We start from the raw sequence: 25,391 nt of genomic DNA on the forward strand, positions 1-25,391 counted from the left end.
GCGACAGGCTGAGATGGCCATCTTCGAATATATCAATGGCTTCTACAATCCGCGCCGCCGTCACTCAGCACTGGGCTGGAAAAGCCCGGTCGCATTCGAACGAAAGGTAGCTTAAACGAGCACTTGGGGCGGCACAAAAACGGGACAGGTCCATCACTCCAAATTAAAAACAGGCAGATCAGCAAGATAAAAAGGGTGTTTCGGGCATCGCCCTGCAAGACTGAAAAAATGCAGGATTTGTCGGTCTTGCCTTGGGTATAGCAAGAACACGCAAAATCCTATGCCCATTCGGTGACTTGGGCAACGTTGCAATTTGGGAATTTTGGTAGCGGAGGAGGGACTTGAACCCCCGACACGCGGATTATGATTCCGCTGCTCTAACCACCTGAGCTACTCCGCCGGACCGAGAGTGCGTTTAAGTGAGCCCGCGGAGAGCGTCAAGCCCTCAAGCGGTGTCCGTTTCAAGATTTCGGCCCCTTACGCGCAGCGGTATCACACAAGGTGTGTGCCGCCTGTTTCAGCGTGGTTTGGGACATGTCGGCCAGCGTGATTTTTTCCAGCACGGTCGCGCTGCGCGGGGCTGGGGCATAGCGCCGGTCGTAATGCTGCGCGATCAGGTCTCGGGCCAGATCAACGGGTTGCGCGATCATGGCCTGCCATGCCTGCACACGCGCGGCGGGGTGATGTTTGCGCAGTCCGTCCAGTATCTGGGAAAGCTGGGCGCTATCTTGCGACATCTGCGCGTATCGCTCTGCAATATAGTGCGCACGGGCATCCAGCGGTGCGGTGATCTGCACCAGATCGGCCCCGCGCATTGCATCCCAAAGCGCGGGGGGCAGCCGAATTGCGCCTATACGGTTGGATTCGGCTTCAATCAACACGGGCCTCTTGGGGTCCAGCATGGCCATGGCGCGCGCCAGCCGTGTCTCGAACAGTTTTTGCGAAGGTTGCGGACCGGTGCTGCCGAAGACAGAGCCACGATGCTGCGCAAGTCCTTCAAGGTCGATCACCTGCGCCCCCATGGCGGCTGCGTGATGCAGGATGTCGGTCTTGCCAGTGCCCGTGCCACCATCCAGAAGCAGCACGGGGGCCGGAAACGCGGTTTCATAAAGCTGCGTCTGCACCATGCGACGCCAGCTTTTATAACCGCCCTCCAGCACGGATACCCGCCAGCCGATCTGTGACAGGATTGTCGCGAAAGACCCAGAGCGCTGCCCGCCCCGCCAGCAGTAAACCAAGGGCGCCCAGCCACCCGGCTTGTGCACAAGTGCCGTTTGCAGATGGTGCGCGGCATTTTGTGCGACGAGGGCTGCGCCGATCTTGCGCGCTTTGAACGGGCTGTCCTGGGTGTAGATCGTGCCGACCTGCGCGCGCTCTGCATCCGACAGGACCGGCAGGTTGATCGCGCCGGGTACATGGTCTTGGGCATATTCGGATGGCGCGCGTACGTCGATGATTGTCTCGAACGGGGACGCGCACAGATCGCGCAACGTGTCGGGGGTGTAGCGGGATAGACTCATCCCGGTGCTATAGTCGGTCTGCGACCCCCTTACACCCACAAAAAAATGGCGCGGGCAAAGCCGCGCCAAGTCAGAGAGAACTGGTATGCGCCTATGGGCGCCAGAAGGGCTTTTGACCTTCGCGCCATGCTTGCGCTTGCGTCAGGCCAATATCGCGCAGGCCGCCCGCGTCCAGTTTGTGCAAGTCTTGGCGGGTGCGGCGGCGTTCTGACCATTTTGCCACGGCGACAGCCACACGCAGCGCCAGAACCGAAATCGCCGGCAGCGTGGTCGCTGTGGTCAGATAGGCGAGGGCAGGGCGGGTGATGGTCTGTGTCATGGCAGTGTCCTTTCGATTGTATTGACACAATATTAGCTTTCGCTATATTGATACGATACAAACTGCGAAGCGGCCTGTCCAAGGAAACATTGTTATGGATACAATTTTGGCGCATTACGTTCCGGGGGCCGGGCGATCCAAGTTTCGCGATGTGGTGGCCGCCATTCGCGGGGCGATTGCCCAAGGCGTGCTTGAACCGGGCGACCAGTTGCCGCCCGTGCGCGACTTGGCATGGACGCTGGGCATGACGCCGGGCACCGTGGCCCGTGCCTATGCCGCGCTGACGGACGAGGGCGCGACCGAGGGGCAGGTCGGACGCGGCACATTCATCGCGCGCCCGCAACCGCCGGTGCAATTCGTGCCAGAGCCTTGGGTTGAGAGCACGCTCGCCGCCGAGGGCGATGAGCAGATCAGCCTGTTTGCGACCGCGCTTCCCGATATGGGGCAGGTGGCGCTGATCCATGACGGCTTTGCGCGGTTGGCCGAACGCGCTCCGCGCGATCTCCTGGCCTACCCGTCGCGTGCCGGGTTCGCGCCCGCGCGGCGTGCCGTGCTGCATTGGCTGGAAGGCGCGGCCCTTGGGCCGATAGACCAAGAGGATATCGTGCTGTCGCATGGCGGGCAGTCGGGTGTGTCGCTGGTCATGCAATCCGTATTACAAGGCCGCAAGCCGGTGGTGTTGCTGGAGGAACTGACCTATCCGGGCTTTCGTCGTGCCGCGCAGATATTGCGCGCCGATGTGGTGTCGGTGCCGATGGATGCACAGGGTATTATACCCGAAGCTTTGGCCGATCTGGCACAACGTCACGAGGCGCAGCTTTTGTGCACCTGCCCCGAAGTGCACAACCCGACCGGTATGTTCACGCCGGAAGCACGGCGCAGGGATATTGCACGGGTTGCGCGCCAACTCGGTCTGCATGTTCTGGAAGATGATTGCTATCGTTTGGGTGTGGCCCGTGCGTCCAGCTATCGCGCGCTCTTGCCCGATCTGGGGTGGTATGTGTCATCGCTTTCAAAATCATTGACCCCGGCCTTGCGCATCGGCTTTGCGGTCGCACCGCGTGCCCATGCCACCACCTTGCGCCGCGCCGCAGAGCACGGATTTTTTGGTTTGGCGCGGCCACTGGCCGATCTGACAGAAGACCTGCTGCAACGCCCTGAGACGATGGCGATCGCGGAAAAAGTTCGCGCGCGGTTGCAAAGCTATACCCGTGTGGCGGTAAATGGGTTGGGCGGCTACGATCTGCGCTGGGGCGATGATGTGCCATTTCTGTGGCTGACCTTGCCCGAGGGGTGGCGCGCGGGATCGTTTACAAAAGCCGCTGCAAGCCGGGGTGTGCAGCTACGCTCTGCCGAAGATTTCGCCCTGCGCGACGCTCGCGTGCCCCACGCCGTGCGCATCGGGATCAACGCGCAAATCCCGCTTGGGCGGTTTGAAAGCGCCATTGCGCGGTTGCGCGACCTGCTGGACAACCCGCCCGACGGGATGGTGGTTTAGCGCGTTTCGCGCCTGAAAACGGCCATCTGGCTTGCCCCGCCAAGCTTTGGGTGCGCGCCGCCCAGGTCTTGAAATACCACATCGTATCCATGCGCATGCGCGACCCGCGCAGCCCATGCGCGGAATTTGACGCGCGGCCACTCGAATTTGTGGTCAGGGTGGCGAAAGCGGTGGGGCGGCACACCCAGCAGCGTGTTGAATTCGGCATTGGGCGTGGTCACGACAAGCTTTGCAGGCCGCAAGGTCCGCCACAAGGCACGTTCCAGTTTCGACAGATGCGCCGGATCCAGATGTTCGATGACCTCGACCAGTGCGGCGCAGTCGAACCCGGCCAGATCGGGCGGCGGGTCCAGAGCAGAGGCCATTCGTATCTCGACGCCAGCTTGGCGGGGCATGCGCGACCGCAGACGGGCCAAAGTCCCGGCGCAGGGGTCGATCCCGACCAGCCGTTCAAGCCCGTGTGTGCCCGCCAGCCGCAGCATCAACTCGCCATCGCCGCAGCCAAGGTCAAGCACCCGCGTCGGGGCGTCTGCAAGAATTTCGGCCAAGACCGTATCCAGTCGGTCGCGGTGCAACGCTGTTGTCATGGCTGGCCTTTCACGTCAGGCAAAAAGCCACTGAAATATCTCGCCCGAAATCCGGTAGACAAAAAACGCTCCTGTCGCGGCCACCATATAGCCTGCCAGCATCAACACCCCGTCGCGAAACAGCAACCCCGCCGCGAACAGCGCAAGCGCGCAGGCGACAAAGCTTGTGACAAAGGGCATCAACTCTATCAGGGGCATGAAGAGTGGCATAATGCAGCAAATCAGCAGCGCAGGATAGTTGCCGGGGCGGTCGGTCAGCACGGTCAGGCGTTCGTTTATGAACGGATCAAGCCAATAGGCAAGCTTGCGCAAAAAACGCAGGCTTTGATCGAACCTGCGCGCGCTCAACCGTTTGCGCAGCAGGAATTCGGGCAGCCAGACCTTGTCATGTTTCAGCACGATCTGCATGGCAATCAGCCCGATGGCAATGCACAGCATCGTCGGCACTGTCGGGATGGCAGAGGCGGGCGAGACAATCGCCAGTGCGGGCACCAGCAACATCGGCCCGAAGGACCGTGGCCCGAGCGTGTCGACAATGTTGCGCAGGGTCACACCGTCTGTGCTTCCTGCCTCTGCCACATGCTTGACCAGCCTGTGCAGATTGCCGCGCTTGTATTTGAGTTTCGCGCCGATAGGGCCGCGGTCGAAGGGCATGTGCTTGGGCCGCCTTGAAATAGAATAGGGATTATATGGCGTTTGGCGCAGCTCTGCACCACTGCAATAACGCAAGCGTGAGCCTGTGCCGCGACTATAGCTGTGCCGCCACCGATGCCGATTGCGCTGCGCGCCAGACCTGACGGGGTTGGAGGGCATCGTCGAGAAGCACCATATCGGCTTGTGCCCCGGGCGTGAAACGCCCCAGATGGCGCGCCCCGATCGTATCGGCGGGGATACGGCTGGCCATGGCGAGCGCGCGTTCCACCGGCACGCCCAGTCCGGCCAGATGCGCCACCGATTGAGGTAGCGAAATATCGGCACCCGCCAGCGTGCCATCGGCCAGTGTCAGACGTTTGTTGCGGCGGAACACTTGCCGCCCGTTCAGCATGAAAGAACTGGCTGTGCTTCCTGCCGCCGCCATCGCGTCGCTGACCAGAAACAGCCGATCCGGGGCCATCATGTTCAGGGCAACGCGCAATGGGTCCTCTGCCACATGCACGCCATCGGCAATAATGCCTGCGCGCGCATCGCTGCACAGCGTGGCACCGACCAGCCCCGGCGCGCGGTTGCCAAGCTGGCTCATGGCATTGAACAGATGGGTCACGCAGCTTGCACCATCAGCGAAGGCAGCGCGCGCTTCTTCGGCGGTGCAATTCGTGTGGCCAAGGCTGACGACCGCGCCCGCTGCCCGCAATCTTGCGATCTGCGCCGAGGTGACTGCGACCGGCGCCAATGTCACCATCAGCGCGGGCAGGTCATGCGCGGCTTGTTCCATTGCGGCCAGATCGGCCTCGTCCATCGGGCGGATCAGGGCCGGATCATGCGCACCATGGCGGGCCGGGTCCAGATGCGGGCCTTCCAGATGAAGCCCGGCAAATCCGGGGATCTTGGCCTTTGCCGCCGCACGCGCGGCGGCAAGCACCCGCCCCGTCACGTCGGGCCGGTCCGTGATCAGCGTGGGCAGGATGCTGGTGGCCCCCAGGGCAAGATGCGCCGCGCAGATGCGGGCGATCTGGTCAATGTCGGTGTCGGGGCCGATCATCTCGCCCCCGCCGCCATTGACTTGCAGGTCTACCATACCCGGCGCCAGCACCCCTGCGCCTGGCTCTGTCACCGGCACACCTGCGGGGATCGTGTCGACCACAGCTTCGACACGCGCACCGTCCAGCAACAGCGCCCGGCCCGTATGTATCTGCCAGCCGTCGAAAATCTGGTCTGCCCGGAGCGCGCGTCGCATCAGACCGTCTCTGTTACTTTGCGCAGGTGGCGCGGCGTGTCGGGCTGCAAGCCGCGACGGCGTGCCAGCGCCTCTATGAAGACATAGAAGCTGACGACGCTCAGAAGCGGGTCCAAAAGCGGGTGCAATGGTGCGGCGCGTGGCAATTCCGTGGTGCCTGCAACCTTGTCGGTCACGAACACATCTGCGCCTTGGCCTGCAAGCTTGGCGGCGGTGTCACAAAACCCATCGCGCGCGGCATCATCGCAGATCAGGCCCAGCACCGGAAAACCGCGTTCCACAAGTGCGGACGGGCCATGCAGAACCTCGGCAGCGGAATAGGCTTCGGCATGAATGGCGCTGGTTTCCTTGAACTTGAGCGCGATTTCAGACGCAATCGCATATCCCGGTCCGCGCCCCAGCACATAGAGCGCAGGCGCGCGCACCAGGCGGTCGGCAAGGGGCGACCAGTCTTGCGCAAGTGCCGTAGCACAGGCGTCGGGCAACTTGGCCAACGCGGTTTTCAGCGCAGTATCTTCGGCCCAATGGGCCAGCATGGCCAAAGCGGCGACCACAGAGGTGACAAAGGTCTTGGTGGCCGCAACGCTTTGCTCTGGTCCGCAACCCAGCGGCAGGCAGAAATCGGCGGTTGCGCCAAGCGGCGCTTCGGGGTGGTTGGTGATGGCCAGTGTCTTGGCCCCGGCGGATGCACTGGCGCGGGTCATCGCCACGATATCGGGGCTTTTGCCAGACTGCGAAATCCCCACGCAAAGCGTGCGTGGCAGGCGCAGCGGCACACCGTAGACCGATGCAACCGATGGGCCGACAGAGGCAACGGGCACCCCCGTGAGGATTTCGCAAGCATATTTCATATAAGTCGCCGCGTGGTCGGACGAGCCGCGCGCAACACTGGTTACAAGTTGGGGGTCATGCGCGCGAAGCGCGGCACCGATGTCGTCCAGTGTTGCGGCATTGCATGTCAGCATTTCACGCACCCGATCCGGAATTTCCGCAATCTCGCGCGCCATATGGGTTTCGGTCATTCGGTAAGTCCTTTGGTTTTGGCCAAATGGCGGGCACGCCAGAGCGCCCCGTCCAGTGCAGTGCCTTTGGGTGGTGTGATGTGCAGGGGCGGGCTTGTGCCTTGCGCGATCCGGTCCAGCAGAACCGGACCTAGCCCGCCCGTTGCCGCGACAGGCAATTCGGCGTTACCGGCCTGCAAATGGCGGATAGCCTTCAACAGATAGGCACAGCCCTCGTCCAAAATGCGGCGGGACAACGCACAGCCTGCTTTGTCCAACGCAACGATCTGCGGTGCAAGCGACGCGAAATCGGCGGGCCGGGACGCGGATGTAAAGGCCAGAAGCGCCGGCACGGTTTTGAAGCGTGCCCAGACGGCTTTGGCAAGCGGTGCATCCGGAACAAGCCCGTCGCGCACATGAAGCGCGGCAGACAGGGCGCGCCGCCCAAGCCATGCGCCGCCAGCCTCATCGCCCAACGCGAAGCCGTAGCCGCCCACCCGTTGCATCTGCCCCCCGACCTGCCGCGCCAGCACAGATCCGGTGCCAACTGCCATGACGATCCCGTCCGCATCTTCGAACGCGCCGGACAGGGAAATATCTATGTCGCCCAAAACCGTCAGGTTCGGGTAGGGCAAGGCCGCCGAAAGCCGCGCGGCTGCGCCGGATTCGGATGCACCAGCCAAGCCAAGGACGATATGCAGGTCAGTGTCGGCATAGTCTTCGGCAGCCAGCAGGCGGGCCAACACATCGCTGATCTGCTGCTCTGCGCCGGTGGGGTCGGAATGGATATTGGCGCTGCCTCCCTCGAAAATGGCGCCAAGGCTTCCATCAGCACGGGCAGCGCGTGCACGGCACCCGGTGCCGCCCCCATCAAGGCCAATATACAGCGTCATTTTTCACCTCATCATTTGATCTAATACCACAGTAATACCAAAAGGAAAGAGGCTTTGGCCGACGACCTGATACCGCGAGCCGGAGACGGGAAAATTTATCATGGTACCTTTATATCATTTATTTTCATATAAATAGGCTAAAACCTTCTGGTTGAATGCCAGACATCTATCACCCAAACGAGGTTTTGAAAAAGAAAACTCTGGACAAGTGGTATTAGTTTGGCATTACATGTGGCGCAGGGGATGCATGGGGACTACACCGCCAGTAACGTGCGGTGGACCATTGCGTCCTTCGGCAACACGGAGGTTCCACAAAATGACGGCACGCAAGACGACTTTCGCCGCGGCGGCATTCCTGCTCAGCGGCACTGCGCTTATGGCGCAGGATGTGACGCTGACCATCGAAAGCTGGCGCAACGATGACATCTCGATCTGGCGCAACCAGATCATCCCCGCATTCGAGGCGGAATATCCCGGCATCAAGCTGGATTTCCAGCCGACCGCGCCCGCGCAATACAATTCCGCGCTCAACTCCAAGCTGGATGCGGGTACGGCGGGCGATATCGTCACCTGCCGCGCGTTCGACGCGTCGCTGGCGCTGTTCCAGAACGGACAACTTGCAGACCTGACCGAACTGGACGGCATGGCGAATTATTCCGACGTGGCGAAATCGGCATGGTCCACCGATGATGGCAGCCAGCAATTCTGCGTGCCGATGGCGTCCGTGATCCACGGGTTCATCTACAACGCCGATGCGTTCGAGGAACTGGGGCTGGAAGAGCCTGAAACCGTTGACGAATTCTTTGCCGTGCTGGATGCGATTGCCGAAGATGGCAGCTATATCCCGATGGCGATGGGCGTGAACGACCAGTGGGAAGCGGCGACGATGGGCTATGCCAATATCGGGCCGAACTACTGGAACGGCGAAGAGGGGCGCAACGCGTTGATCGCCGGCGAGGCGAAGCTGACCGATGCCGAATTCGTCGCCCCGTTCGAGCAACTGGCGCGCTGGTCCGACTATCTGGGCCGTGGGTTCGAATCGCAAAGCTATCCTGACAGTCAGAACCTGTTCACCCTGGGCCGTGCCGCAATTTTCCCGGCCGGATCGTGGGAGATCGCGGGCTTCCGCACGCAGGCTGATTTCGAGATGGGGGCCTTCCCGCCGCCAGTGCAGAACGCGGGCGACACCTGCTACATTTCCGACCATACCGATATGGGCATGGGTTTGAACGCGGCCTCGCCGCATCAGGAAGCCGGGCGCACTTTCCTGAACTGGCTAGGCAGCAGCGAATTTGCCAACCTGTTCGCCAATGCTGTGCCGGGCTTCTTCCCGCTGTCGAATGCCGATGTGTCGCTGGATGATCCTCTGGCGCAGGAATTCATCAGCTGGCGTGGCGAGTGTGAAAGCTCGATCCGGCCCTTCCACCAGATCCTGTCGCGTGGCACGCCCAACCTTTCGAATGAAAGCTGGGGCACATCTGCCAACGTGATCCGTGGTGGCCAGACCCCCGAAGAGGCTGGCGCGCAAATGCAAGAGGGTCTCGCCTCTTGGTATGAACCGCAGCAGTAAACCTGCTCTGGGCGGCCCCGTTTCGGGGCTGCCCAATCACTTTTCCCGAACCTGATAGGTTGCCTATGTCTGACCGCGCCCAGAAAAGGCCGTTCCGTTGGCATATCGTTGTGTTTCTGGCACCTGCCGTGCTGATCTACACCGCGATCATGATCATACCGCTCTTCGGCACGCTGAACCTGTCGCTATTTGCGCGCGCAGAGGACGGCACCCGCGTTTTTGTCGGGTTGCAGAACTTCCGCACCCTGTTCGGCGATGACCGCTGGTCCGATGCCTTCTGGAACGCAACCGGCAACAACCTGTGGTTTTTCGTCATTCACATGCTCGTGCAGAACCCTATCGGGATTGCGCTGGCGGCCATCCTGTCCACACCGAAACTGCGCTTTGCCGCGTTCTACCGCACGGCTATTTTCATCCCCGCCATTCTGAGCTTCGTGATTGTCGGCTTTGTCTGGAAGCTGATCCTGTCGCCGCTGTGGGGCGTTGCGCCCACATTCATGGATGCACTGGGCCTCGGCGACTGGTTCGCGCCGTGGCTGGGGTTGGAGCGGTCGGCGCTGACCACGCTGGCGCTTATTTCGGTCTGGCAATTCGTCGGCATCCCGATGATGCTGATGTATGCCGCACTTCTATCCATCCCCGACGAGGTTCTGGAAGCTGCCGAGATGGACGGCATCACCGGCGCAAGCCAGTTCTGGAAGATCAAGCTGCCGCTGCTGCTGCCCACCATCGGGATCATTTCGATCCTGACTTTCGTCGGCAACTTCAACGCGTTCGACCTGATTTATGTGACTCAAGGCGCGCTGGCGGGACCGAATTTCACCACCGATATTCTGGGGTCATACCTGTTCCGCACCTTCTTTGGGTTTCAGTTGCAACTTGGCGATCCGAATATGGGGGCGACGGTGGCGACCGTGATGTTCGCGATCATTCTGGTCGGCGTCTCTATCTACTTGTTCGGCGTTCAAACGCGGCTGCGCCGCTACCAGTTTTGAAAGGGGCCGGAAGATGATGACCTCTGCCCGTGCCAATATGGGGCGCTCTGCCGCCGCCCATGCTATCCTGATCGCCTACACGGTATTGGCGCTCTATCCGGTGTTCCTGATCCTGATAAACTCGGTCAAAGGGCGGCGCGCCATTTTCAACGACCCGCTTTCACTGCCCACGGCCGAAACCTTCGACCCGATCGGCTTTCAGACGGTGTTGGAGCAGGGCAATTTCCTGCTCTATTTCCAGAACAGCCTGATCGTGACGGTGGCGTCCCTGTTCTTTGTGCTGCTGTTCGGGGCAATGGCGGCGTTTGCGCTGGCCGAATACCGGTTTCGCGGCAACCTGCTGATGGCGCTGTATCTGGCGCTGGGCATCATGATCCCGATCCGTTTGGGAACGGTGGCGATTCTGGAAATCATGGTCGCGGCGGGGTTGGTCAACACGCTGACGTCCTTGGTGCTGGTCTATACCGCGCAAGGGTTGCCGCTGGCGGTGTTCATCCTGTCGGAATTCATGCGGCAGGTGTCGGATGACCTGAAGAACGCCGCACGGATTGACGGCCTCAGCGAATACCGCATCTTTTTCACCATCGCGCTGCCACTGGTGCGCCCCGCCATGGCGACGGTTGCCGTGTTCACCATGATCCCGATCTGGAATGATCTGTGGTTCCCGCTGATCCTGGCACCGGGAGAGGCCACGAAAACCCTGACGCTCGGCAGCCAGATCTTCCTTGGCCAGTACGTGACCGACTGGAACGCGGTTCTGGCGGCGCTGTCGCTGGCGATATTTCCGGTGGTGGTTTTGTATCTGATCTTTTCGCGCCAGTTGATCCGGGGCATCACGAAAGGAGCGGTCAAATGATCCGTGTGCTTGTCGTGGGCCTTGGGCAGATGGGGCAAAGCCATGCGCTGGCCTATGCCACCAACCCTGCCTATCAGGTCGTGGGATTGGTTAACCGCAGCCCTGTAGACCTGCCGGAAGCGCTGGCCCACCTGCCGGTTGACCACGATTTCGATGCGGCCTTGGCGCGGCTAAACCCCGATATGGTTGCGATTGCCACCTATTCCGACAGCCATGCGCAGCTTGCCCTGAAAGCAATGGATGCTGGCGCGCATGTGTTCGTCGAAAAGCCGCTCGCCACCACGGTTGACGAATGTGAACGTGTGGCAGACACCGCCCGCGCAACCGGCCGCAAGCTGATGGTCGGCCATATCCTGCGCCACCACCCGACATGGCAGGCCCTGATTGCCGAAGCGCGCGCATTGCATGGCCCCTATGTGTTCCGGCTGAACCTGAACCAGCGCTCCACCGGCCCTGCATGGGAGATTCACAAGGCGCTCATGCAATCGACGCCCCCTATTGTGGATTGCGGCGTGCATTATGTTGATGTGATGTGCCAGATCACCGACTCGGCGCCCGTTGAGGTGCGCGGCATGGGCCTGCGCCTGAGCGATGAGATCGCGCCCGATATGTACAATTACGGCCATTTCCAAGTGCTGTTCGAGGACGGCTCTTGCGGTTGGTATGAAGCGGGCTGGGGGCCGATGATGTCCGAAACCGCGCATTTCGTCAAAGACGTGGTCAGCCCCGGTGGCGCGGTCAGCTTGCGCGCGCCGCAAGGCGTGGGCTCTGCCGATGTCGAAGGGCACACCGCCGCCGACCAGTTGATTGTCGCGCCCACAGGCCAGGGCGAAACCTGCCACGAATTTCCCGACAGCCCCGGCCATCAGGCCCTGTGCGACCGTCAGGCCGCCGCAATGGCGCAGGCGATAACCGAAAACCAGGATCTGACCCGCCATGCAAAAGATGCCGTGCGGTCCGTCGCCATATGTCTGGCGGCAGATGAAAGCGTGCGCAGCGGCCAGCCCGTGCGCCTGAAGCCAAGAGGATAGAATGGGACACCTGACACTGCACAATGCCTGCAAATCCTTTGGCACCGTCGATGTGATCCGCGATGTGACCCTAGAGGTTCAGGACGGTGAATTCTGTGTGTTTGTCGGCCCTTCGGGCTGCGGAAAATCCACATTGTTGCGCATGATCGCAGGGCTGGAGGATATCACCTCTGGCGATATTCGCATTGATGGACAGTTGGTCAACACCACACCGCCCTCGCAGCGCGAGATCGCGATGGTGTTCCAGTCCTACGCGCTCTATCCGCATCTGAACGTGCGTGACAATATGGGGCTGGGTCTGAAACAGGCAGGCCAGCCCAAGGCGCAGATCGCCGAGTCGGTCGATCGCGCGGCGGGGATGCTGGACCTTGGCAGTTATCTGACCCGTCGCCCCGGTGAACTGTCGGGCGGGCAGCGTCAGCGTGTGGCCATTGGCCGTGCCATCGTGCGCAAGCCCAAGCTGTTCCTGTTCGACGAGCCGTTGTCGAACCTTGATGCGGCCCTGCGTGTGCAGACCCGCATTGAAATCGCCAATCTGCACCGCGAACTGGGCGCAACGATGGTTTATGTCACCCACGACCAGGTCGAGGCGATGACGCTCGCCGACCGCATCGTGGTGCTTCGTGACGGCCGGATTGAACAAGTCGGTGCCCCGATGGAGCTGTATAACAACCCCGCCAACGAATTCGTCGCCGGATTTATAGGATCGCCCAAGATGAACTTTCTGGACGCCCCCGCGCTGGGTGCGGTTGGAAAATCCATGGGTGTGCGACCGGAACACATCACCCTTGCAGACAGCGGCGCGGGCATAGATGGGCGCGTCAGCCATGTCGAGCATCTGGGCGGGGAAACGCTGGTTTATGTCAATGCCGACCCCCATGGGCTGGTCACGGTGCGGCTGTTCGGCGAGCACGCCTACGCGGTCAATGATAGCCTTGTCATGCGTCCCGATATGGCGCGCGCGTTCCATTTCGACGATACCGGGCAGCGCCTGCATCCGGCATCTGCCTGAAGGACCATATCATGACCGAACTCGCCGACCCGCGCTACCGCGACATTGACACTTGGGATGACGAAACCGCGCTGCGCGCCATGCTGGAAGGGCAAATGGCGGCGCTGGCCGCGATCGCGCCCGCGCTGCCCGAAATGGCCGATGTGGTTGCCGCCGCCGCGCCACGCCTGCGCGCGGGCGGGCGGCTGGTCTATGCGGGTGCGGGCACGTCCATTCGTGTCGCGGTGCAAGACGGCATCGAATTGGGCCCGACCTATGATTGGCCAGAGGCGCGCACGCTGTACCTGATCGCAGGGGGCGAAGCCGCCCTCATGCTGGGTATTGAAGGGGCCGAAGACAATGCCGAGGATGGGCGCGCCCAAGTCGCGGATAACGGCATCGGGCCGGACGATGTGGTCATCGGCCTTGCCGCCAGCGGGCGCACGCCGTTTACCGTTGCGGTCATAGAGGCAGCGCGCGTGACCGGCGCGCTGACCGTAGGCATTGCCTGCAACGCAGGCGCGCCGCTCTGCGCAGTGGCCGAACACGGCATTCTGGCCGCGACCGGGGCCGAGGCGATTGCAGGGTCCACCCGCATGAAAGCAGGCACGGCGCAAAAGGCGATTCTGAACCTGTTGTCCACGCAGATCATGCTGCGGCTGGGCCATGTGCATCGCGGCTTGATGGTCGATATGCGGCCCCAGAACATCAAGCTGCGCGGGCGCGCAACCGGGATGGTGGCAACTCTGGCGCAGGTCGATGACGCCACGGCGCAAGCCGCCTTGGAAACGGCCAGTTGGCAGATCAAACCCGCGATTCTGGTAGCGCAGGGTTATGATTTGCCTGCGGCCCGCGCCGCGCTGGACGCAGCCCAAGGTGTGCTGCGCAATGTCGCCGGGGCACAGGTATGACGTTGCGGCCCGAGCTTTTGTCGGGCAAGGCGGATTCAACGCCGCTCTATGTGAGGCTGGCCTCACTCCTGCGCGAACAGGTGCGCCACGGTGCTTTCGCGGTTGGCGAAGCCTTGCCATCCGAGCGCCAGCTATCCGAACAGCTTGATGTGTCGCGCGTAACGGTGCGCAAGGCGCTGGAATTGCTGATGCGCGAGGGGGCTCTGTCGCGCAAGCAGGGGTCGGGCACGTTTGTCGCCCCGCGGATCGAACAGCCATCGGCGTTGCTGGCGGGCTTCTCGGCAGATCTCGCGCGGCGCGGCATGGCGCCGGGGTCCGTCTGGCTGGAAAAAGCGATTGCGCCTGCCGCGCCCGAGGATGTGTTGGTCTTCGGCCTGCCGGTGGCGTCGCAAGTGGCGCGGTTTTTGCGCATTCGCACCGCGAATGATGAACCACTGGCGCTGGAACAAGCGACGGTTCCGGCGCGGTTTCTTCCCGATCTGGGACATGTAAGCACGTCGCTGTATGACGCGTTGGACCATCTGGGCAACAAGCCTGTCACGGGTTTGCAGCGGATCACCGCGTCCTTGGCGACAGAGGCCGAGGCCGGGCATTTATGTGTTCCGCCCGGCGCCGCCATTCTGCGGATCGAGCGGCGCGGCTACCTGCGTGATGGCACCATGGTCGAATTCACCCGCTCGGCCTATCGTGGCGACCGGTACGATTTCGTCAGCGAGTTGCGCGAGCTATAGCGCACCTGCCGAAAGGCACAGCGCATGATGCAGGCTGGCTGCGAACGAACGCGGACCATAGACGCTATACGTCGCCCCGCGTCGCAACAGGTAGCAGCCGATATGCTCCATCACCGTGCGCCGCGCGAAACGGTTGGGCAGGGTGGCAAGGTCCAGATTGGTCAGCCGCGCCAGCATGTCGTCCGGCCCATCGCCCGACAGGTCGAATCGCGCCCATGCGTCGGTTTGCTCTGTGACGCTGGCCAGCCCCTCAAACCGCGTTCCAAGGTCGCGCGCCATGTCCTCGTGCGTGGCGAAGGGTGCTTCCAGCATCCACATGTCGGGGCCAAGCCAGAAACCCGTCTTGGCATCGCCCGAATGCTGCGCCACCTCCGGCACCGGCGCGCCCAGCCAGTCGGCCAGCGCGGTGGCGCAGGGTTCGGATTTCCCCCGCCGCGCCGCGACAGAGGCGAGCGCGACATTCGGGTTTTCCGCAATCGTGACACCGCCGATCATGTCGTGCCGGGGCGTCGCCGCGCCAAGCGCGGTCAGGGGGGCAAGGTCATGCACGAAGCCGTTCTCCTTCCGGGTCCACGAAATGGGGCGAGACGATCTCGACCGGCACATCTACCCCTGTCAGTGGCGACGCCGCGCGCAGGCGCGTGCCCATCCGCGTGCCGCCCGCCTGCACAAAGGCCAGTGCGATATAGCTGCCAATCGTCGGCGAGTAACAGGCAGAGGTCGCATAGCCGAGGTCGTTCGCGGCCGTAGCTGCCGCACCCGGTTCCAATATATGCGCGCCCGCCGGAATCTGCTTCTGCGGATTGACCGCGCGCAGGCCGACCAGTTCCAGCCCGCCCTCTTCGGTCAGCCCCTCGCGGCGTGACAGGACCGCGCCGATGCTGTCTTTCTTGGTGCTGACCATGCGGCCCAGCCCAAGATTGCGCGCGGTGGTGGTGCCGTTCAGTTCATTCCCGGCGGCGTGGCCTTTTTCAATGCGCATAACCCCAAGCGCCTCGGTGCCATAGGGCGTGACGCCCAGATCGGCGCCCTTATCCATCAAGCGGCGCATAAGTGCGTCGCCGTAGCGGGTGGGCACGGCCAACTCGAAAGCCAACTCGCCCGAGAACGAGATGCGGAACAGCCGGGCGCGCAACCCGCCGCAAACGGTGATTTCTGCGCAACCCATGAATGGGAAAGCGTCGTTCGACAGGTCATAGGCCGGGTCGACAATCCGTTGCAACAGTTCACGGGATTTCGGCCCTGCCACGGCGACCTGCGCCCAGGCTTCGGTTGTGGACACAAGCTGCACATCCATGTCGGGCCAAAGGCACTGGCGCGCGAATTCCATATGCCGGAACACCGGCACGGCGTTGGCGGTCGTGGTTGTGACGACGAAATGATCCTCGGCCAGACGCGCGGCGGTGCCGTCATCCATGGCAATGCCGTCCTCGCGCAGCATCAGCCCGTAGCGCGTTTTACCGACCGCCAGTTTGGCAAACCCGTTGCAATAGATGCGGTTCAGGAACGCGGCTGCATCCGCGCCCTGCACGTCGATTTTGCCCAAGGTGGTCACGTCGCAAATGCCGACACCGCTGCGGGTGGCGTTGACCTCTCGGTCCACGGTTTGCCGCCAATGCGTTTCACCGGCGTGCGGGAAATATTGCGCACGCAGCCATTGGCCGACCTCGACAAAGGTTGCCCCCTGTTCCGTTGCCCAGACATGGCTGGGGGTCTTGCGGGTGGGTTTGAAATCGGGGCCGGTGGCACGCCCCGCCAACGCCCCCATGGCCACGGGCGTGTAGGGCGGGCGGAACATGGTTGTTCCGGTCGCTTCTATACTCTGGCCGGCCAGTTCGGCCATAACCGCAAGTCCACCAAGGTTAGAGGTCTTGCCCTGATCCGTCGCCATGCCCAGTGTGGTATACCGTTTCAGATGCTCGACCGAGCGGAACCCTTCCTGATGCGCAAGTTTCACGTCCTTGACGGTTACGTCATTCTGGAAATCGAGCCATGCACGTTTGGTGCCGCCGACATGCCAGAAGGGGGTAATGCGGTAGAGCGCGTCATCCGCTTGCGGCAGGTCGGGCGTGCTGGCCGGGATGCCAAGGTCGCCCAAAGCTGCCGCTGCCTGTGCCGCACCACCGGCCAGCGCGGCATGGGTGCCGAACTGTCCTGCGGCGGCACCTGCGACCAACATTCCAACGGGCAACATGCCGCCGGGTACAAAGCTTGCGATGTCATCGCGCCAGACGGGCCGCCCGCGCTGGTGGCACGACAGCGCGACATTCGGGTTCCACCCGCCAGAGACACCGAGCGCGCCGACCTCCAGCCAGTGGCTGCGCCCGTTCGCGCGGGTGATCTGCGCCGCGCTCAGGCCCAACCGCCCGCGCGTGCCGGTGATCTGCCCACCGGCGATGACCTCTGTGCCGTCGAGCTTCGGCGCATCGGCGCGGGTGTCGATCACCGCGCGGACATCGACACCCAGCGCAATCAGGTCGCGCGCTGTGGCGTGGCCGCTGTCGTTATTCGTAAAGATCGCCACACGGCTCGCGGGGCTGACGGCCCAGCGATGGGCATAGGCCGCAAGCGCGCCCGCCAGCATGATGCCAGGGCGGTCGTTGTCAGCAAAGGCAATCGGGCGTTCCAGTGCCCCGGCGCAGAGCACAGCGCGCTTGGAATAGATGCGCCAAAGCGTCTGACGCGGCTTGCCGGGCAGAGGTTGGGGCAGGTGGTCCGAGACACGTTCCACCGCGCCGTAGATACCGTGGTCGAACGCGCCGACCACCGTGGTACGGGGCAATATTCGGACATTGGGCAGAGTGCCCAGCTCTGCGAGCACCTGTGCCGCCCAGTCGGTTGCTGCCTGCCCACCGATCTGCTCTGCCGACGCGTTCAGCCGCCCACCGGGGGTATAATCCTCATCTGCCAAGATGACCCGCGCGCCTGCTCGCGCGGCGGTTAGCGCAGCCATCAGGCCGGATGGTCCGGCGCCGATCACCAGCAGGTCACAATGCAGAAAGCCCTTGTCGTAGCTATCGGGGTCCGGGTCGGTGCTGATCGCGCCCAGACCAGCGGCGCGGCGGATCATAGGCTCATACAGCTTTTCCCAGAACGCAGCGGGCCACATGAAGGTCTTGTAATAGAACCCGGCGGTCAGGAAGGGCGACAGGCGGTCATTGATCGCCATCGCGTCGAACCGCAGGCCGGGCCATGCGTTTTGCGAGCGCGCCTCTAGCCCGTCGAACAGTTCTGCCACCGTTGCGCGGGTGTTGGGCTCCTGTCGCCCGCCCCGGCCCAGCGTGACAAGCGCGTTGGGTTCTTCGCTGCCCGCCGCGATCGGGCCGCGCGGGCGGTGATACTTGAAGGACCGCCCCATCAGCCGCACGCCATTGGCCAGCAGTGCCGAAGCGAGCGTATCGCCCGGATGGCCGCGATACTGCTGCCCGTCGAAAGTGAAACGCAGGCTTTGGCTGCGGTCGATTTGTCCGCCGGAAGGAAGTCTCATGCGCTGCGCCCCTTCGCCCGCGCGACATCGCGCGCCAGTTCGACCGATGTGATGTCATGCGTGACCGTGTCGCGGGTGACGACAAGCCAGGAGCGGTCGCCCTGTTCGTGGAACCACAATTCACGGTGCAGGCCTGCCGGGTTGTCGCGCAGATACAGGTAGTCGTGGAACGCTGCGTCGGCGCCGTCGGCCATGCCATCGGGCCGGTCGATCAAGGACGCGTCGCCCAGATAGGTGAATTCCTGCGCATCGCAGGGGCCAAGCAGAGGATGGTTGATGATCATGTGCAAATGTCCTGACGTGGCGCGGTATGGCGGCTGTCGGAATGTGAGTATTTGGGGCAAGATGAAGTTTGCATGAGGCGCTCAATGCAGGTTGGGCTGCGCGCCCATGCCTTTTTCGTCGATCATCCGCCCGCGTTTGAAGCGGTCGAAACGGTAGGCGGTGGCGGTCGGGTGCGGCGTGTCTGTGGCCAGCAGATGCGCGAAACACCAGCCAGAGGCCGGGGTGGCCTTGAACCCGCCATAGCACCAACCGCCGTTGAAATAGAGCCCGTCGATATGCGTGCGGTCGATGATGGGCGAGCCGTCCATCGACATGTCCATGATGCCGCCCCACATGCGCAACAGGCGCACGCGGCCAAGACCGGGAAAGAGCGCCATGCCGCCTTCGGCCACGTCTTCGACCACGGGCAGGTTGCCGCGCTGGGCGTAGGAATTGTAGCCGTCCAGATCGCCGCCGAAGACTAGCCCGCCCTTGTCGGACTGGCTGCAATAGAAATGCCCTGCGCCGAAGGTGATGACGCCGGGCAGGACCGGTTTCAGCCCCTCGGTGACAAAGGCTTGAAGCACATGGGATTCGATGGGCAGGCGCATGCCAGCCTTGGCCATCATGCGGCTGGAATTGCCCGCAACCGCCACGCCGACCTTGCCCGCGCCGATGAACCCGCGCGAGGTCTCGACTCCAAGGCAGGTGCCGTTTTCGATGCGAAAGCCAGTCACCTCGCAATTCTGGATGATGTCGACGCCGCGGCTGTCTGCGCCGCGCGCATAGCCCCAGGCAACCGCATCGTGCCGGACCGTGCCGCCTCGGCGCTGTGCCAAGCCGCCCTTGATGGGAAAGCGCGCATTGTCGAAATTCAGGAACGGGTATTCGCGGCGGACCTGTTCGGCGGTCAGCAATTCGGCATCCGCGCCATTCAGGATCATGGCATTGCCACGCCGGGTGAAGGCGTCGCGCTGCGCATCCGAGTGGATAAGGTTCAGGATGCCGCGCTGGCTGACCATGGCGTTATAGTTGAAATCCTGCTCCAACCCTTCCCATAGTTTCAGCGAGAACTCGTAGAATGGTTCATTGCCGTCGAGCATGTAATTCGAGCGGATGATGGTCGTGTTGCGCCCGACATTGCCGCCGCCGATCCAGCCCTTTTCCAGAACCGCGATATTGGCCTGCCCGAACTGGCGCGCAAGGTAGTAGGCGGTTGCCAGCCCATGACCGCCGCCCCCGATGATGACGATGTCGTAACGCGGCTTGGGGGCCGGGTCGCGCCATGCGGGCTGCCAGCCTTTATGGCCGGTCAGGGCCTGTTGCAGAACGCGAAAGCCGGAATAGCGCATCGGGGCCCTCCTTTGTGGCCTCCTCTGCATATCGCTGCAGTGCCGCGCGCGTCACGCGCAAATCGGACATGACCCTTCTCAGATGCGACTCTGGCGGCGGAAAGCGCCATAAATAGTTGCAGGAAGTTCGCGACTCGCGCGTTAAAATGCGACACGCCCGGCCCCCGTGGAAAGGGCCGGGCGCACAAGGCCCACGCGTTGGCCGGGGGTTATTCCGCCGGCGTGGTCTCTGCCTCGTTCTGCAAATAGGCTTCCATGCTGTCATCCAGCGCGTCTTTCCATGGCGTATGGTGGACAGGTGCCATTGTGCCCGTGATGACCGAGCGGTAGCTGTTGTTGCGGAAGGCCATGATGTCCTTGGCCTTGTGCTTTTTCCACTGGTAGAACGCCTCGCATGCGCCGCCGACGTCGAAAGAGGGATAATCGGTTTCGGCCACGAGTTCCTGAATATAGTCGCCCTGATACTTGATGGCGTATTTGGTGTCGTCGCTGGTCTCTTCGCGGGCCTCGCGTTCTGCGACATCCGCCAGCAGCTCCGCTTTGTCCTCGGGGATCGCAAGCTTGCCCATGATCGCGTCGCGCACCCACCAGGCTTGCGCATCGAACATGTTGAAGGTGAACCATTGGTCCTGCATGCCCAAATAGAACAGCTTGGGGTTATGCACCCAGACCACGCCTTTATACAGGTCTGCCGCGGCCAGCCGATTGGCGGTTTTCAGGCGCAGATCGTCGGGCAGGAAGTTGAAGCTATGCTTGTAGCCGGTGCACAGAATGATCGCATCGACATCTTTTGACGTGCCATCCTTGAAATAGGCGGTGTTGCCGTCGACCCGTTCCAGCGCGGGCTTTTCTTCCCAGTTCGAGGGCCAGTCGAAGCCCATCGGGGCAGAACGGTAGCAGGACGTGACTGTTTTTGCGCCGTATTTCCAGCATTGCGAGCCGATATCCTCGGCGGAATAGGACGAGCCCATCACCAGAATATCCTTGTCGGTGAATTCGCGCGCATCGCGGAAATCATGCGCGTGCAGCAAGCGCCCGTTGAAGGATTCGAAGCCCGGGTAATGCGGCACATTAGGCACCGAGAAATGGCCCGACGCGACGATAACATTGTCGAAGTCTTCGGAATAGACAGTGTCTTTCGAATGGTCATGCACCGTTACGGTAAATTTTTCGGTGCCGGTATCGTAGCTGATCCAGCGCACTACGGTGCTGAAACGGATCATGTCGCGCACACCGGCCTTGTTCACGCGGCCTTCGATGTAGTCGAACAACACGGCGCGTGGCGGGTAAGAGGCGATCTGCTTGCCGAAATGCTCCTCGAACGAATAATCGGCGAATTCCAGCCCTTCCTTGGGCCCGTTGGACCACAGGTAGCGATACATCGAGCAATGGACCGGTTCGCCGTTTTCGTCCAGCCCGGTGCGCCATGTGTAGTTCCACAGCCCGCCCCAGTTGTCCTGTTTTTCAAAGCAGACGATTTCCGGGATCGGTTCGCCCTTGGCGGCGGCAGACTGGAAGGCGCGAAGCTGGGCCAAGCCAGAGGGGCCGGCCCCGATGATTGCGACTTTCTTCTGGGTCATTGCGATGTCTCCGTCAGCGGTGGAAGGAACCAATACAAGAATTGGTCTGAACCAATGCTGCGCCAGTTCGGGCCAATCTGTCAATAAAATTTCATCACAGTAATAAATGTTTTCTGGCGCGCGGCGCATTTTCCGTCGCGCGCGCCGACCGGCGTGCTAATCTTCTGTCATGATAGACACGAGTTTCGCCCATCGCATGGCCATGCGCAGCCTTTTGCCCAGCTTTGGCGTGGGCATGACGCAAGAGGTCAAGATTGGCATGTTGGTGCCGCTAAGCGGTCCGGCCGTGTCTTGGGGTCTGCCCGGCTATCAGGGATGCCAGATCTGGGAGGACTGGCTGAACCGCGCGGGCGGCCTGCTGATTCAGGGGCGGCGCTACCCGGTGCGGGTTATCGCGCGCGATTGGGGTGGTGACACGACCGCATCCATGAATGCCGCGCGCGAGTTAATCGTGCAGGACGGTGTGTCCCTGCTGATGCTGTTGGGCGGGGACCATGTCGCCGCCCTGCGCGGGTTGTTGAACGAACACCGTGTTCTGGCCTCTACGCTGCTGCCCAGCGATCTGTCGCCCGATGCCCGCTACCTGATCGCCCCGTCAGAGGTGCATCCGGTTTATAACGTGACAGGGGTGGACTGGATCGGGCGACATTGCCCCGAGTTGCGGCGCGTGGACGTATGCAGCCAGCGCGACGGGTTCGGCCTGCCATCGTTGGCAACCTATCGCGCGGCGCTGAAAGCGTCGGGTCATACGCTGTGCAAAGAGGTCCAATACGCGCCCGACGACACGGACGTAGCCGGAATTGTTCAACCTATGCTGGATGAGACCCCCGATCTGCTGTGCTGGTGCACCAGTTATACCCCAATGGTGCACGCCATGACCGAATACGCCCATGCCCAAGGGTTTCGCGGCAAGATCCTGTCCTGCACACTGGATCAGTATGAGCGGCTTGTCGCACGCACCTCGACCGAGTTCATGGAGGGCGCGATTTTCCAGTTCCCGGATTTCGACGATCCGGCGCTGGCGGAAAAAGCGTTTTTCTTCAACCAGCCGCACAGCTTTTATGCCGAATATCAGGATCGCTTCCCCGACAGTTGGAGTGCGGTCAGTTGGGAATATGTCGCCATTCTGGATATCTGGCACGCAGCGGTCGAAAAGGTCGGCGCGCTGAATGCCGCGGCTGTGCTGGCTGCGATGAAGCAGATGGGCAAGGTCAACCACGCTTTTGGCCCGGCAGAATGGTGGGGCGAGCGTGTTTTCGGGATCAGTCATGCACTGGTCGGTGATTGGCCGGTTGTGCGAATTACCGAAGGAAAGGCGCGGATTGTCGAATTCGGATCGGTGCGCGGATGGCTGGACCGGCATGAAAGCCTGCTAGAGGCCGAAATGCGCGATCTGGGTCAGCTTTGGCACCAGAAGCTGGCGGCCCCCGTGACTCCGCAAGCCTTGCATCCGCGCGTTCCGGGCGGGGCGCTCTAGCTTTCGTGCAAAAGAAGCTTTTGTTCGTCGATCAAGTGTAGCTTCACGAATTCGACCGCAGCTTCCACATCTCGCGCAGCAATCGCATTGAACAGTGTATTGTAGCGGGCTTGGTAGTTCTGAATGCGGTCCTGTGTCAGATGACGGCGCATCAATGCGGTGCGGAAGCTTTGCCGACACACGTCAATCGTCAGCTCGTAGCAGGCTTCCAGCAGCGGGTTCCGCGTTCCCTGCGCGATCTTGCGATACAGCTCTTCCTCGCATTTGATGAACTCGCCCACATCCGTGCGCACGCGTTCTATGCGCGATACGATATCGTCGAGTTCTTCCAACTCGCGCGGGCTCATGTTGATGGTCGCAAGGCGCACCATCTCGGGCTCTATGATGCTGCGCACGACAAGATGGTCCAAAGGACTGGTGCGTTCCGCGATAGAGCCGCTGCCCGCCTGTTCGACCGCGCGGGCGCGATAGGTTACAAAGCTGCCGCTTCCTGCCCGCCTGCGGATAATGTCATGCGTGGCCAGCACATCCAGAGCCTCGCGCACTGTATTGCGGGACACGCCAAGTTCGGCGGCCATTGCGCGTTCGCTGGGCAAGCGCGAATCGGCGGGATATTCCTCTGACTGGATTTTGGCGAAAAGCGTGTCGATCACGACCTGAACCGTGCCGCCTACAGCCTGATCCAGCACAAGCCCCGCTTCCAGCCGTGAATTCATCGCCAGTCCCATATTGCCTATTCCTCTGACTGCGCGTGCAGCGCCGCCTGCTTTGAACAGATACATAATGGTTGTCGGCGTGGTTTGCCAGAAAAGCCGGACGGATAGTGGCGTGCGCCATGGCCAAAGCACTTTGGCGCACGCCTGTTTTGGGGTTTATTCGGCTGGCGTTGCCGAAGGTGGTGCGATGTCCCAGACCTTTTGGTCCAGACCACTTGCCTGGTCGTCTTCCTCGACCTTCAGGCCGATGGTCTTTTCAAGAATGAAGCCCAGCACCAATGCGGTGACAACGCCCGTCCCCACGCAAGCCAGAATGCCGACCACCTGCATCACGATCCCGATCTGGCCATGTTGGAATGCATAGGCGCCGTCCTCGAAGCCCAGATAACCGCCGCGCGCGGTGCCGGCCTTGAAGATACCCAGCATGATCAGCCCGTAGCTGCCCGCGCCCAAAAACAGTGGGAACAGTTTGTGTTCGTCAATGCCGCGCTTGAGCGTGAACTCGTAGACCGCATAGGCGACAAAGGGCGCGCCAAGGGCCACAAGGAACATCTGCCACGGCAGATACACATCGAACCCCGACGCGCCTGCAACGTAGCCAGCAAGCGGGCCAAGCAGAGTATAGGCGTAGCTGCGGGTTTTATACGCGATCAACAAACCCGAAATTGCGCCACCAGCCCAAGCCAGACCGTAATTGTTAAACGCAATGCCAACGCTGGTATTGGCCATGGTCACGCTGACCGCCAATGCTTCGGGGTCGAAAAAGAACAGGCAGGACAGGATCACCATGGGCAACGAGGCAAAGATCGTCACAAGCCCTGTAGCCGCCAGCCCGATGCTGGGGGCATCATAGCTGGCCACCTTGGGGTGTGGGCCGAACATGCCGGGACGCGCGCCCAGTTTCGGGACCATGACCAGCGCCATGCCTGCCGGGAACAGGTAGACGAAACCGACGCCGAAGAAGTCGTGAAAACCGGGGTTGGTCAACGGCCCGACAGAGCCCCATGTTGCCCAGCTAAGCGCCGAGGACACCACCGTCGCGACCGCGCAAAAGATAAAATAGGCCGCGGCCTTCATGCGTTCTGCCACAGCGAAATGGAACAACACATTGATGATGCCGGCAAAGCACGCAAGGAAGAAGATGAATATCTGGAACGTGTTCAGACCGGGAAAGACGCCCGGATCGACCTCATGCGCACGGGCGTTGGCCATTCCGCCAGCCAGCCACCAATCCTTGATGGAGTCGGTCAGCGTTGCCCCTTCCATGATGTAGTATTGCGCGGCCCAAAAGCCGAACCCGATTATGAAATAGGTGGCAAACCCGATGAAAAAGCCCAACAGCTTTTCAAGGGTCGAGTTGAGCAGATTGTTGCTGCGGGTCGTGCCCGCGTCGATCATCAGCAGGCCGACAACGACCATGATGGCCCCGACCGTGCCAGAGGCATAGACAAGGTTCTGCACAAGCGAGTTCAGTGTGACCTGCTCGGCAAAGACGGTTTCCAGATTGAGTGACATTTCATTCTCCATGACCGGCAGCAGGGTGCGGGGTATCCCCTCGCGCTCGCTGGATGGGTCTTGATCCCTGTTGTCTGTCGCCGACTCTTGAACCAATTTTACAACCGGTTGCCGGGACAGGAAAAGGATGACCCTAGGTTCAGGTTTTACAAAGCAAAAAATTGCCCTTTGCGAATAAAACTTTCCTAGAAGTGGGAAATTGG

At 61.8% G+C, this 25,391-nt stretch carries 24 protein-coding genes and 1 tRNA gene; 10 read left to right on the forward strand and 15 right to left on the reverse strand.

What is annotated here, in order from left to right:
- Positions 1–115, forward strand: a 115-nt coding sequence (locus ROE7235_RS12180) for an IS3 family transposase (protein ID WP_220669565.1), incomplete at its 5' end; no start/stop codon positions are given.
- A 208-nt stretch (positions 116–323) separates the two neighbouring features.
- Here ROE7235_RS12180 and ROE7235_RS12185 read toward each other — a convergent pair.
- The 3 genes from ROE7235_RS12185 to ROE7235_RS12195 all read right to left on the reverse strand — a co-directional run bounded on the left by ROE7235_RS12185 (position 324) and on the right by ROE7235_RS12195 (position 1,839).
- Positions 324–400: transfer RNA gene (locus ROE7235_RS12185), tRNA-Met, on the reverse strand.
- Between the two features lie 61 nt (positions 401–461).
- Complete coding sequence (gene mnmH, locus ROE7235_RS12190; protein WP_121095806.1) at positions 462–1,520, reverse strand: tRNA 2-selenouridine(34) synthase MnmH; 1,059 nt, start codon at positions 1,518–1,520, stop codon at positions 462–464.
- A 91-nt stretch (positions 1,521–1,611) separates the two neighbouring features.
- A complete protein-coding gene (locus ROE7235_RS12195; RefSeq protein ID WP_121095807.1) occupies positions 1,612–1,839 on the reverse strand; it encodes a DUF1127 domain-containing protein in 228 nt (75 codons plus the stop codon).
- 94 nt (positions 1,840–1,933) lie between these two features.
- Here ROE7235_RS12195 and ROE7235_RS12200 point away from each other — a divergent pair, with 94 nt between their 5' ends.
- Positions 1,934–3,337 carry an aminotransferase-like domain-containing protein gene (locus tag ROE7235_RS12200; protein ID WP_121095808.1) on the forward strand — a complete coding sequence of 468 codons (1,404 nt, stop codon included), beginning with the start codon at positions 1,934–1,936 and terminating at the stop codon, positions 3,335–3,337.
- Here ROE7235_RS12200 and ROE7235_RS12205 read toward each other — a convergent pair.
- The 5 genes from ROE7235_RS12205 to ROE7235_RS12225 form a co-directional block, all read right to left on the reverse strand.
- Positions 3,334–3,924, reverse strand: a complete 591-nt coding sequence (locus ROE7235_RS12205) for a methyltransferase domain-containing protein (RefSeq protein ID WP_121095809.1) — start codon at positions 3,922–3,924, stop codon at positions 3,334–3,336. The two genes, ROE7235_RS12200 and ROE7235_RS12205, sit on opposite strands and share 4 nt — an antisense overlap.
- 15 nt (positions 3,925–3,939) lie before the next feature.
- Complete coding sequence (locus ROE7235_RS12210) at positions 3,940–4,578, reverse strand: exopolysaccharide biosynthesis protein (protein ID WP_183073498.1); 639 nt, start codon at positions 4,576–4,578, stop codon at positions 3,940–3,942.
- Positions 4,579–4,672: 94 nt separating this feature from the next.
- Positions 4,673–5,818: an N-acetylglucosamine-6-phosphate deacetylase gene (gene nagA, locus ROE7235_RS12215; RefSeq protein WP_121095811.1), complete on the reverse strand. Its 1,146-nt coding sequence runs from the start codon at positions 5,816–5,818 to the stop codon at positions 4,673–4,675.
- The gene (locus tag ROE7235_RS12220) at positions 5,818–6,840 is read right to left on the reverse strand and encodes an SIS domain-containing protein (protein WP_121095812.1); all 1,023 of its coding nucleotides are present in this window, start codon (positions 6,838–6,840) and stop codon (positions 5,818–5,820) included. The genes nagA and ROE7235_RS12220 overlap by 1 nt, the downstream gene beginning before the upstream one ends.
- The gene (locus ROE7235_RS12225; RefSeq protein WP_121095813.1) at positions 6,837–7,712 is read right to left on the reverse strand and encodes a glucosamine kinase nucleotide-binding domain-containing protein; all 876 of its coding nucleotides are present in this window, start codon (positions 7,710–7,712) and stop codon (positions 6,837–6,839) included. Before ROE7235_RS12225 ends, ROE7235_RS12220 begins: the two co-directional genes overlap by 4 nt.
- Before the next feature lie 316 nt (positions 7,713–8,028).
- On the opposite strand from ROE7235_RS12225, the gene ROE7235_RS12230 reads away from it, so the two are divergent.
- The 7 genes from ROE7235_RS12230 (at position 8,029) to ROE7235_RS12260 (ending at position 14,797) form a co-directional block, all read left to right on the forward strand.
- On the forward strand, positions 8,029–9,282 hold the full coding sequence (locus ROE7235_RS12230) for an ABC transporter substrate-binding protein (RefSeq protein ID WP_121095814.1): 1,254 nt from the start codon (positions 8,029–8,031) through the stop codon (positions 9,280–9,282).
- Between the two features lie 65 nt (positions 9,283–9,347).
- A complete protein-coding gene (locus ROE7235_RS12235) occupies positions 9,348–10,277 on the forward strand; it encodes a carbohydrate ABC transporter permease (protein ID WP_121095815.1) in 930 nt (309 codons plus the stop codon).
- A 16-nt stretch (positions 10,278–10,293) separates the two neighbouring features.
- Positions 10,294–11,133, forward strand: coding sequence for a carbohydrate ABC transporter permease (locus ROE7235_RS12240; RefSeq protein WP_121095843.1), 840 nt, complete (start codon positions 10,294–10,296; stop codon positions 11,131–11,133).
- The gene (locus tag ROE7235_RS12245; RefSeq protein ID WP_183073499.1) at positions 11,130–12,164 is read left to right on the forward strand and encodes a Gfo/Idh/MocA family protein; all 1,035 of its coding nucleotides are present in this window, start codon (positions 11,130–11,132) and stop codon (positions 12,162–12,164) included. The genes ROE7235_RS12240 and ROE7235_RS12245 overlap by 4 nt, the downstream gene beginning before the upstream one ends.
- Before the next feature lies 1 nt (position 12,165).
- Positions 12,166–13,176 carry an ABC transporter ATP-binding protein gene (locus ROE7235_RS12250; RefSeq protein ID WP_121095816.1) on the forward strand — a complete coding sequence of 337 codons (1,011 nt, stop codon included), beginning with the start codon at positions 12,166–12,168 and terminating at the stop codon, positions 13,174–13,176.
- Between the two features lie 11 nt (positions 13,177–13,187).
- Complete coding sequence (locus ROE7235_RS12255) at positions 13,188–14,066, forward strand: N-acetylmuramic acid 6-phosphate etherase (RefSeq protein ID WP_220669564.1); 879 nt, start codon at positions 13,188–13,190, stop codon at positions 14,064–14,066.
- A complete protein-coding gene (locus tag ROE7235_RS12260) occupies positions 14,063–14,797 on the forward strand; it encodes a GntR family transcriptional regulator (RefSeq protein WP_121095818.1) in 735 nt (244 codons plus the stop codon). The genes ROE7235_RS12255 and ROE7235_RS12260 overlap by 4 nt, the downstream gene beginning before the upstream one ends.
- Here ROE7235_RS12260 and ROE7235_RS12265 read toward each other — a convergent pair.
- The 5 genes from ROE7235_RS12265 to ROE7235_RS12285 all read right to left on the reverse strand — a co-directional run bounded on the left by ROE7235_RS12265 (position 14,792) and on the right by ROE7235_RS12285 (position 21,480).
- On the reverse strand, positions 14,792–15,346 hold the full coding sequence (locus tag ROE7235_RS12265) for a sarcosine oxidase subunit gamma (RefSeq protein ID WP_121095819.1): 555 nt from the start codon (positions 15,344–15,346) through the stop codon (positions 14,792–14,794). The genes ROE7235_RS12260 and ROE7235_RS12265 overlap by 6 nt on opposite strands.
- On the reverse strand, positions 15,339–18,284 hold the full coding sequence (locus tag ROE7235_RS12270; protein ID WP_121095820.1) for a sarcosine oxidase subunit alpha family protein: 2,946 nt from the start codon (positions 18,282–18,284) through the stop codon (positions 15,339–15,341). Before ROE7235_RS12270 ends, ROE7235_RS12265 begins: the two co-directional genes overlap by 8 nt.
- Positions 18,281–18,568 (reverse strand): sarcosine oxidase subunit delta, encoded by a 288-nt coding sequence (locus tag ROE7235_RS12275; RefSeq protein WP_121095821.1) that lies wholly within the window; start codon positions 18,566–18,568, stop codon positions 18,281–18,283. The genes ROE7235_RS12270 and ROE7235_RS12275 overlap by 4 nt, the downstream gene beginning before the upstream one ends.
- 81 nt (positions 18,569–18,649) lie before the next feature.
- Complete coding sequence (locus ROE7235_RS12280; protein WP_121095822.1) at positions 18,650–19,900, reverse strand: sarcosine oxidase subunit beta family protein; 1,251 nt, start codon at positions 19,898–19,900, stop codon at positions 18,650–18,652.
- A gap of 209 nt (positions 19,901–20,109) precedes the next feature.
- Positions 20,110–21,480 carry a trimethylamine monooxygenase gene (locus tag ROE7235_RS12285; RefSeq protein ID WP_121095845.1) on the reverse strand — a complete coding sequence of 457 codons (1,371 nt, stop codon included), beginning with the start codon at positions 21,478–21,480 and terminating at the stop codon, positions 20,110–20,112.
- 169 nt (positions 21,481–21,649) lie between these two features.
- Here ROE7235_RS12285 and ROE7235_RS12290 point away from each other — a divergent pair, with 169 nt between their 5' ends.
- Entirely contained in the window at positions 21,650–22,957 is a 1,308-nt protein-coding gene (locus ROE7235_RS12290; RefSeq protein WP_121095823.1) for an ABC transporter substrate-binding protein, read from the forward strand.
- On the opposite strand, the gene ROE7235_RS12295 is transcribed toward ROE7235_RS12290, so the two are convergent.
- Together ROE7235_RS12295 and ROE7235_RS12300 are read right to left on the reverse strand one after the other, a co-directional pair.
- Positions 22,954–23,685: a FadR/GntR family transcriptional regulator gene (locus tag ROE7235_RS12295; protein ID WP_245963955.1), complete on the reverse strand. Its 732-nt coding sequence runs from the start codon at positions 23,683–23,685 to the stop codon at positions 22,954–22,956. The two genes, ROE7235_RS12290 and ROE7235_RS12295, sit on opposite strands and share 4 nt — an antisense overlap.
- A gap of 144 nt (positions 23,686–23,829) precedes the next feature.
- Positions 23,830–25,188, reverse strand: a complete 1,359-nt coding sequence (locus ROE7235_RS12300) for an ammonium transporter (RefSeq protein ID WP_121095847.1) — start codon at positions 25,186–25,188, stop codon at positions 23,830–23,832.
- Between the last annotated feature and the right edge of the window lie 203 nt (positions 25,189–25,391).

Origin of the sequence: Roseinatronobacter ekhonensis (genome assembly GCF_900499075.1) — a bacterium.
Lineage (GTDB): Bacteria > Pseudomonadota > Alphaproteobacteria > Rhodobacterales > Rhodobacteraceae > Roseinatronobacter > Roseinatronobacter ekhonensis.

Bases quoted from the DNA above. Each gene is read 5' to 3' on its own strand.
- ROE7235_RS12220 (WP_121095812.1), bottom strand. From the start codon at position 6,840: ATGACCGAAACCCATATGGCGCGCGAGATTGCGGAAATTCCGGATCGG.
- ROE7235_RS12260 (WP_121095818.1), top strand. From the start codon at position 14,063: ATGACGTTGCGGCCCGAGCTTTTGTCGGGCAAGGCGGATTCAACGCCG.
- ROE7235_RS12235 (WP_121095815.1), top strand. From the start codon at position 9,348: ATGTCTGACCGCGCCCAGAAAAGGCCGTTCCGTTGGCATATCGTTGTG.
- ROE7235_RS12275 (WP_121095821.1), bottom strand. From the start codon at position 18,568: ATGATCATCAACCATCCTCTGCTTGGCCCCTGCGATGCGCAGGAATTC.
- ROE7235_RS12270 (WP_121095820.1), bottom strand. From the start codon at position 18,284: ATGAGACTTCCTTCCGGCGGACAAATCGACCGCAGCCAAAGCCTGCGT.
- ROE7235_RS12290 (WP_121095823.1), top strand. From the start codon at position 21,650: ATGATAGACACGAGTTTCGCCCATCGCATGGCCATGCGCAGCCTTTTG.
- ROE7235_RS12230 (WP_121095814.1), top strand. From the start codon at position 8,029: ATGACGGCACGCAAGACGACTTTCGCCGCGGCGGCATTCCTGCTCAGC.
- ROE7235_RS12205 (WP_121095809.1), bottom strand. From the start codon at position 3,924: ATGACAACAGCGTTGCACCGCGACCGACTGGATACGGTCTTGGCCGAA.
- ROE7235_RS12255 (WP_220669564.1), top strand. From the start codon at position 13,188: ATGACCGAACTCGCCGACCCGCGCTACCGCGACATTGACACTTGGGAT.
- ROE7235_RS12295 (WP_245963955.1), bottom strand. From the start codon at position 23,685: ATGGGACTGGCGATGAATTCACGGCTGGAAGCGGGGCTTGTGCTGGAT.
- ROE7235_RS12300 (WP_121095847.1), bottom strand. From the start codon at position 25,188: ATGTCACTCAATCTGGAAACCGTCTTTGCCGAGCAGGTCACACTGAAC.
- ROE7235_RS12200 (WP_121095808.1), top strand. From the start codon at position 1,934: ATGGATACAATTTTGGCGCATTACGTTCCGGGGGCCGGGCGATCCAAG.
- ROE7235_RS12210 (WP_183073498.1), bottom strand. From the start codon at position 4,578: ATGCCCTTCGACCGCGGCCCTATCGGCGCGAAACTCAAATACAAGCGC.
- mnmH (WP_121095806.1), bottom strand. From the start codon at position 1,520: ATGAGTCTATCCCGCTACACCCCCGACACGTTGCGCGATCTGTGCGCG.
- ROE7235_RS12245 (WP_183073499.1), top strand. From the start codon at position 11,130: ATGATCCGTGTGCTTGTCGTGGGCCTTGGGCAGATGGGGCAAAGCCAT.
- ROE7235_RS12225 (WP_121095813.1), bottom strand. From the start codon at position 7,712: ATGACGCTGTATATTGGCCTTGATGGGGGCGGCACCGGGTGCCGTGCA.
- ROE7235_RS12280 (WP_121095822.1), bottom strand. From the start codon at position 19,900: ATGCGCTATTCCGGCTTTCGCGTTCTGCAACAGGCCCTGACCGGCCAT.
- nagA (WP_121095811.1), bottom strand. From the start codon at position 5,818: ATGCGACGCGCGCTCCGGGCAGACCAGATTTTCGACGGCTGGCAGATA.
- ROE7235_RS12285 (WP_121095845.1), bottom strand. From the start codon at position 21,480: ATGACCCAGAAGAAAGTCGCAATCATCGGGGCCGGCCCCTCTGGCTTG.
- ROE7235_RS12195 (WP_121095807.1), bottom strand. From the start codon at position 1,839: ATGACACAGACCATCACCCGCCCTGCCCTCGCCTATCTGACCACAGCG.
- ROE7235_RS12240 (WP_121095843.1), top strand. From the start codon at position 10,294: ATGACCTCTGCCCGTGCCAATATGGGGCGCTCTGCCGCCGCCCATGCT.
- ROE7235_RS12250 (WP_121095816.1), top strand. From the start codon at position 12,166: ATGGGACACCTGACACTGCACAATGCCTGCAAATCCTTTGGCACCGTC.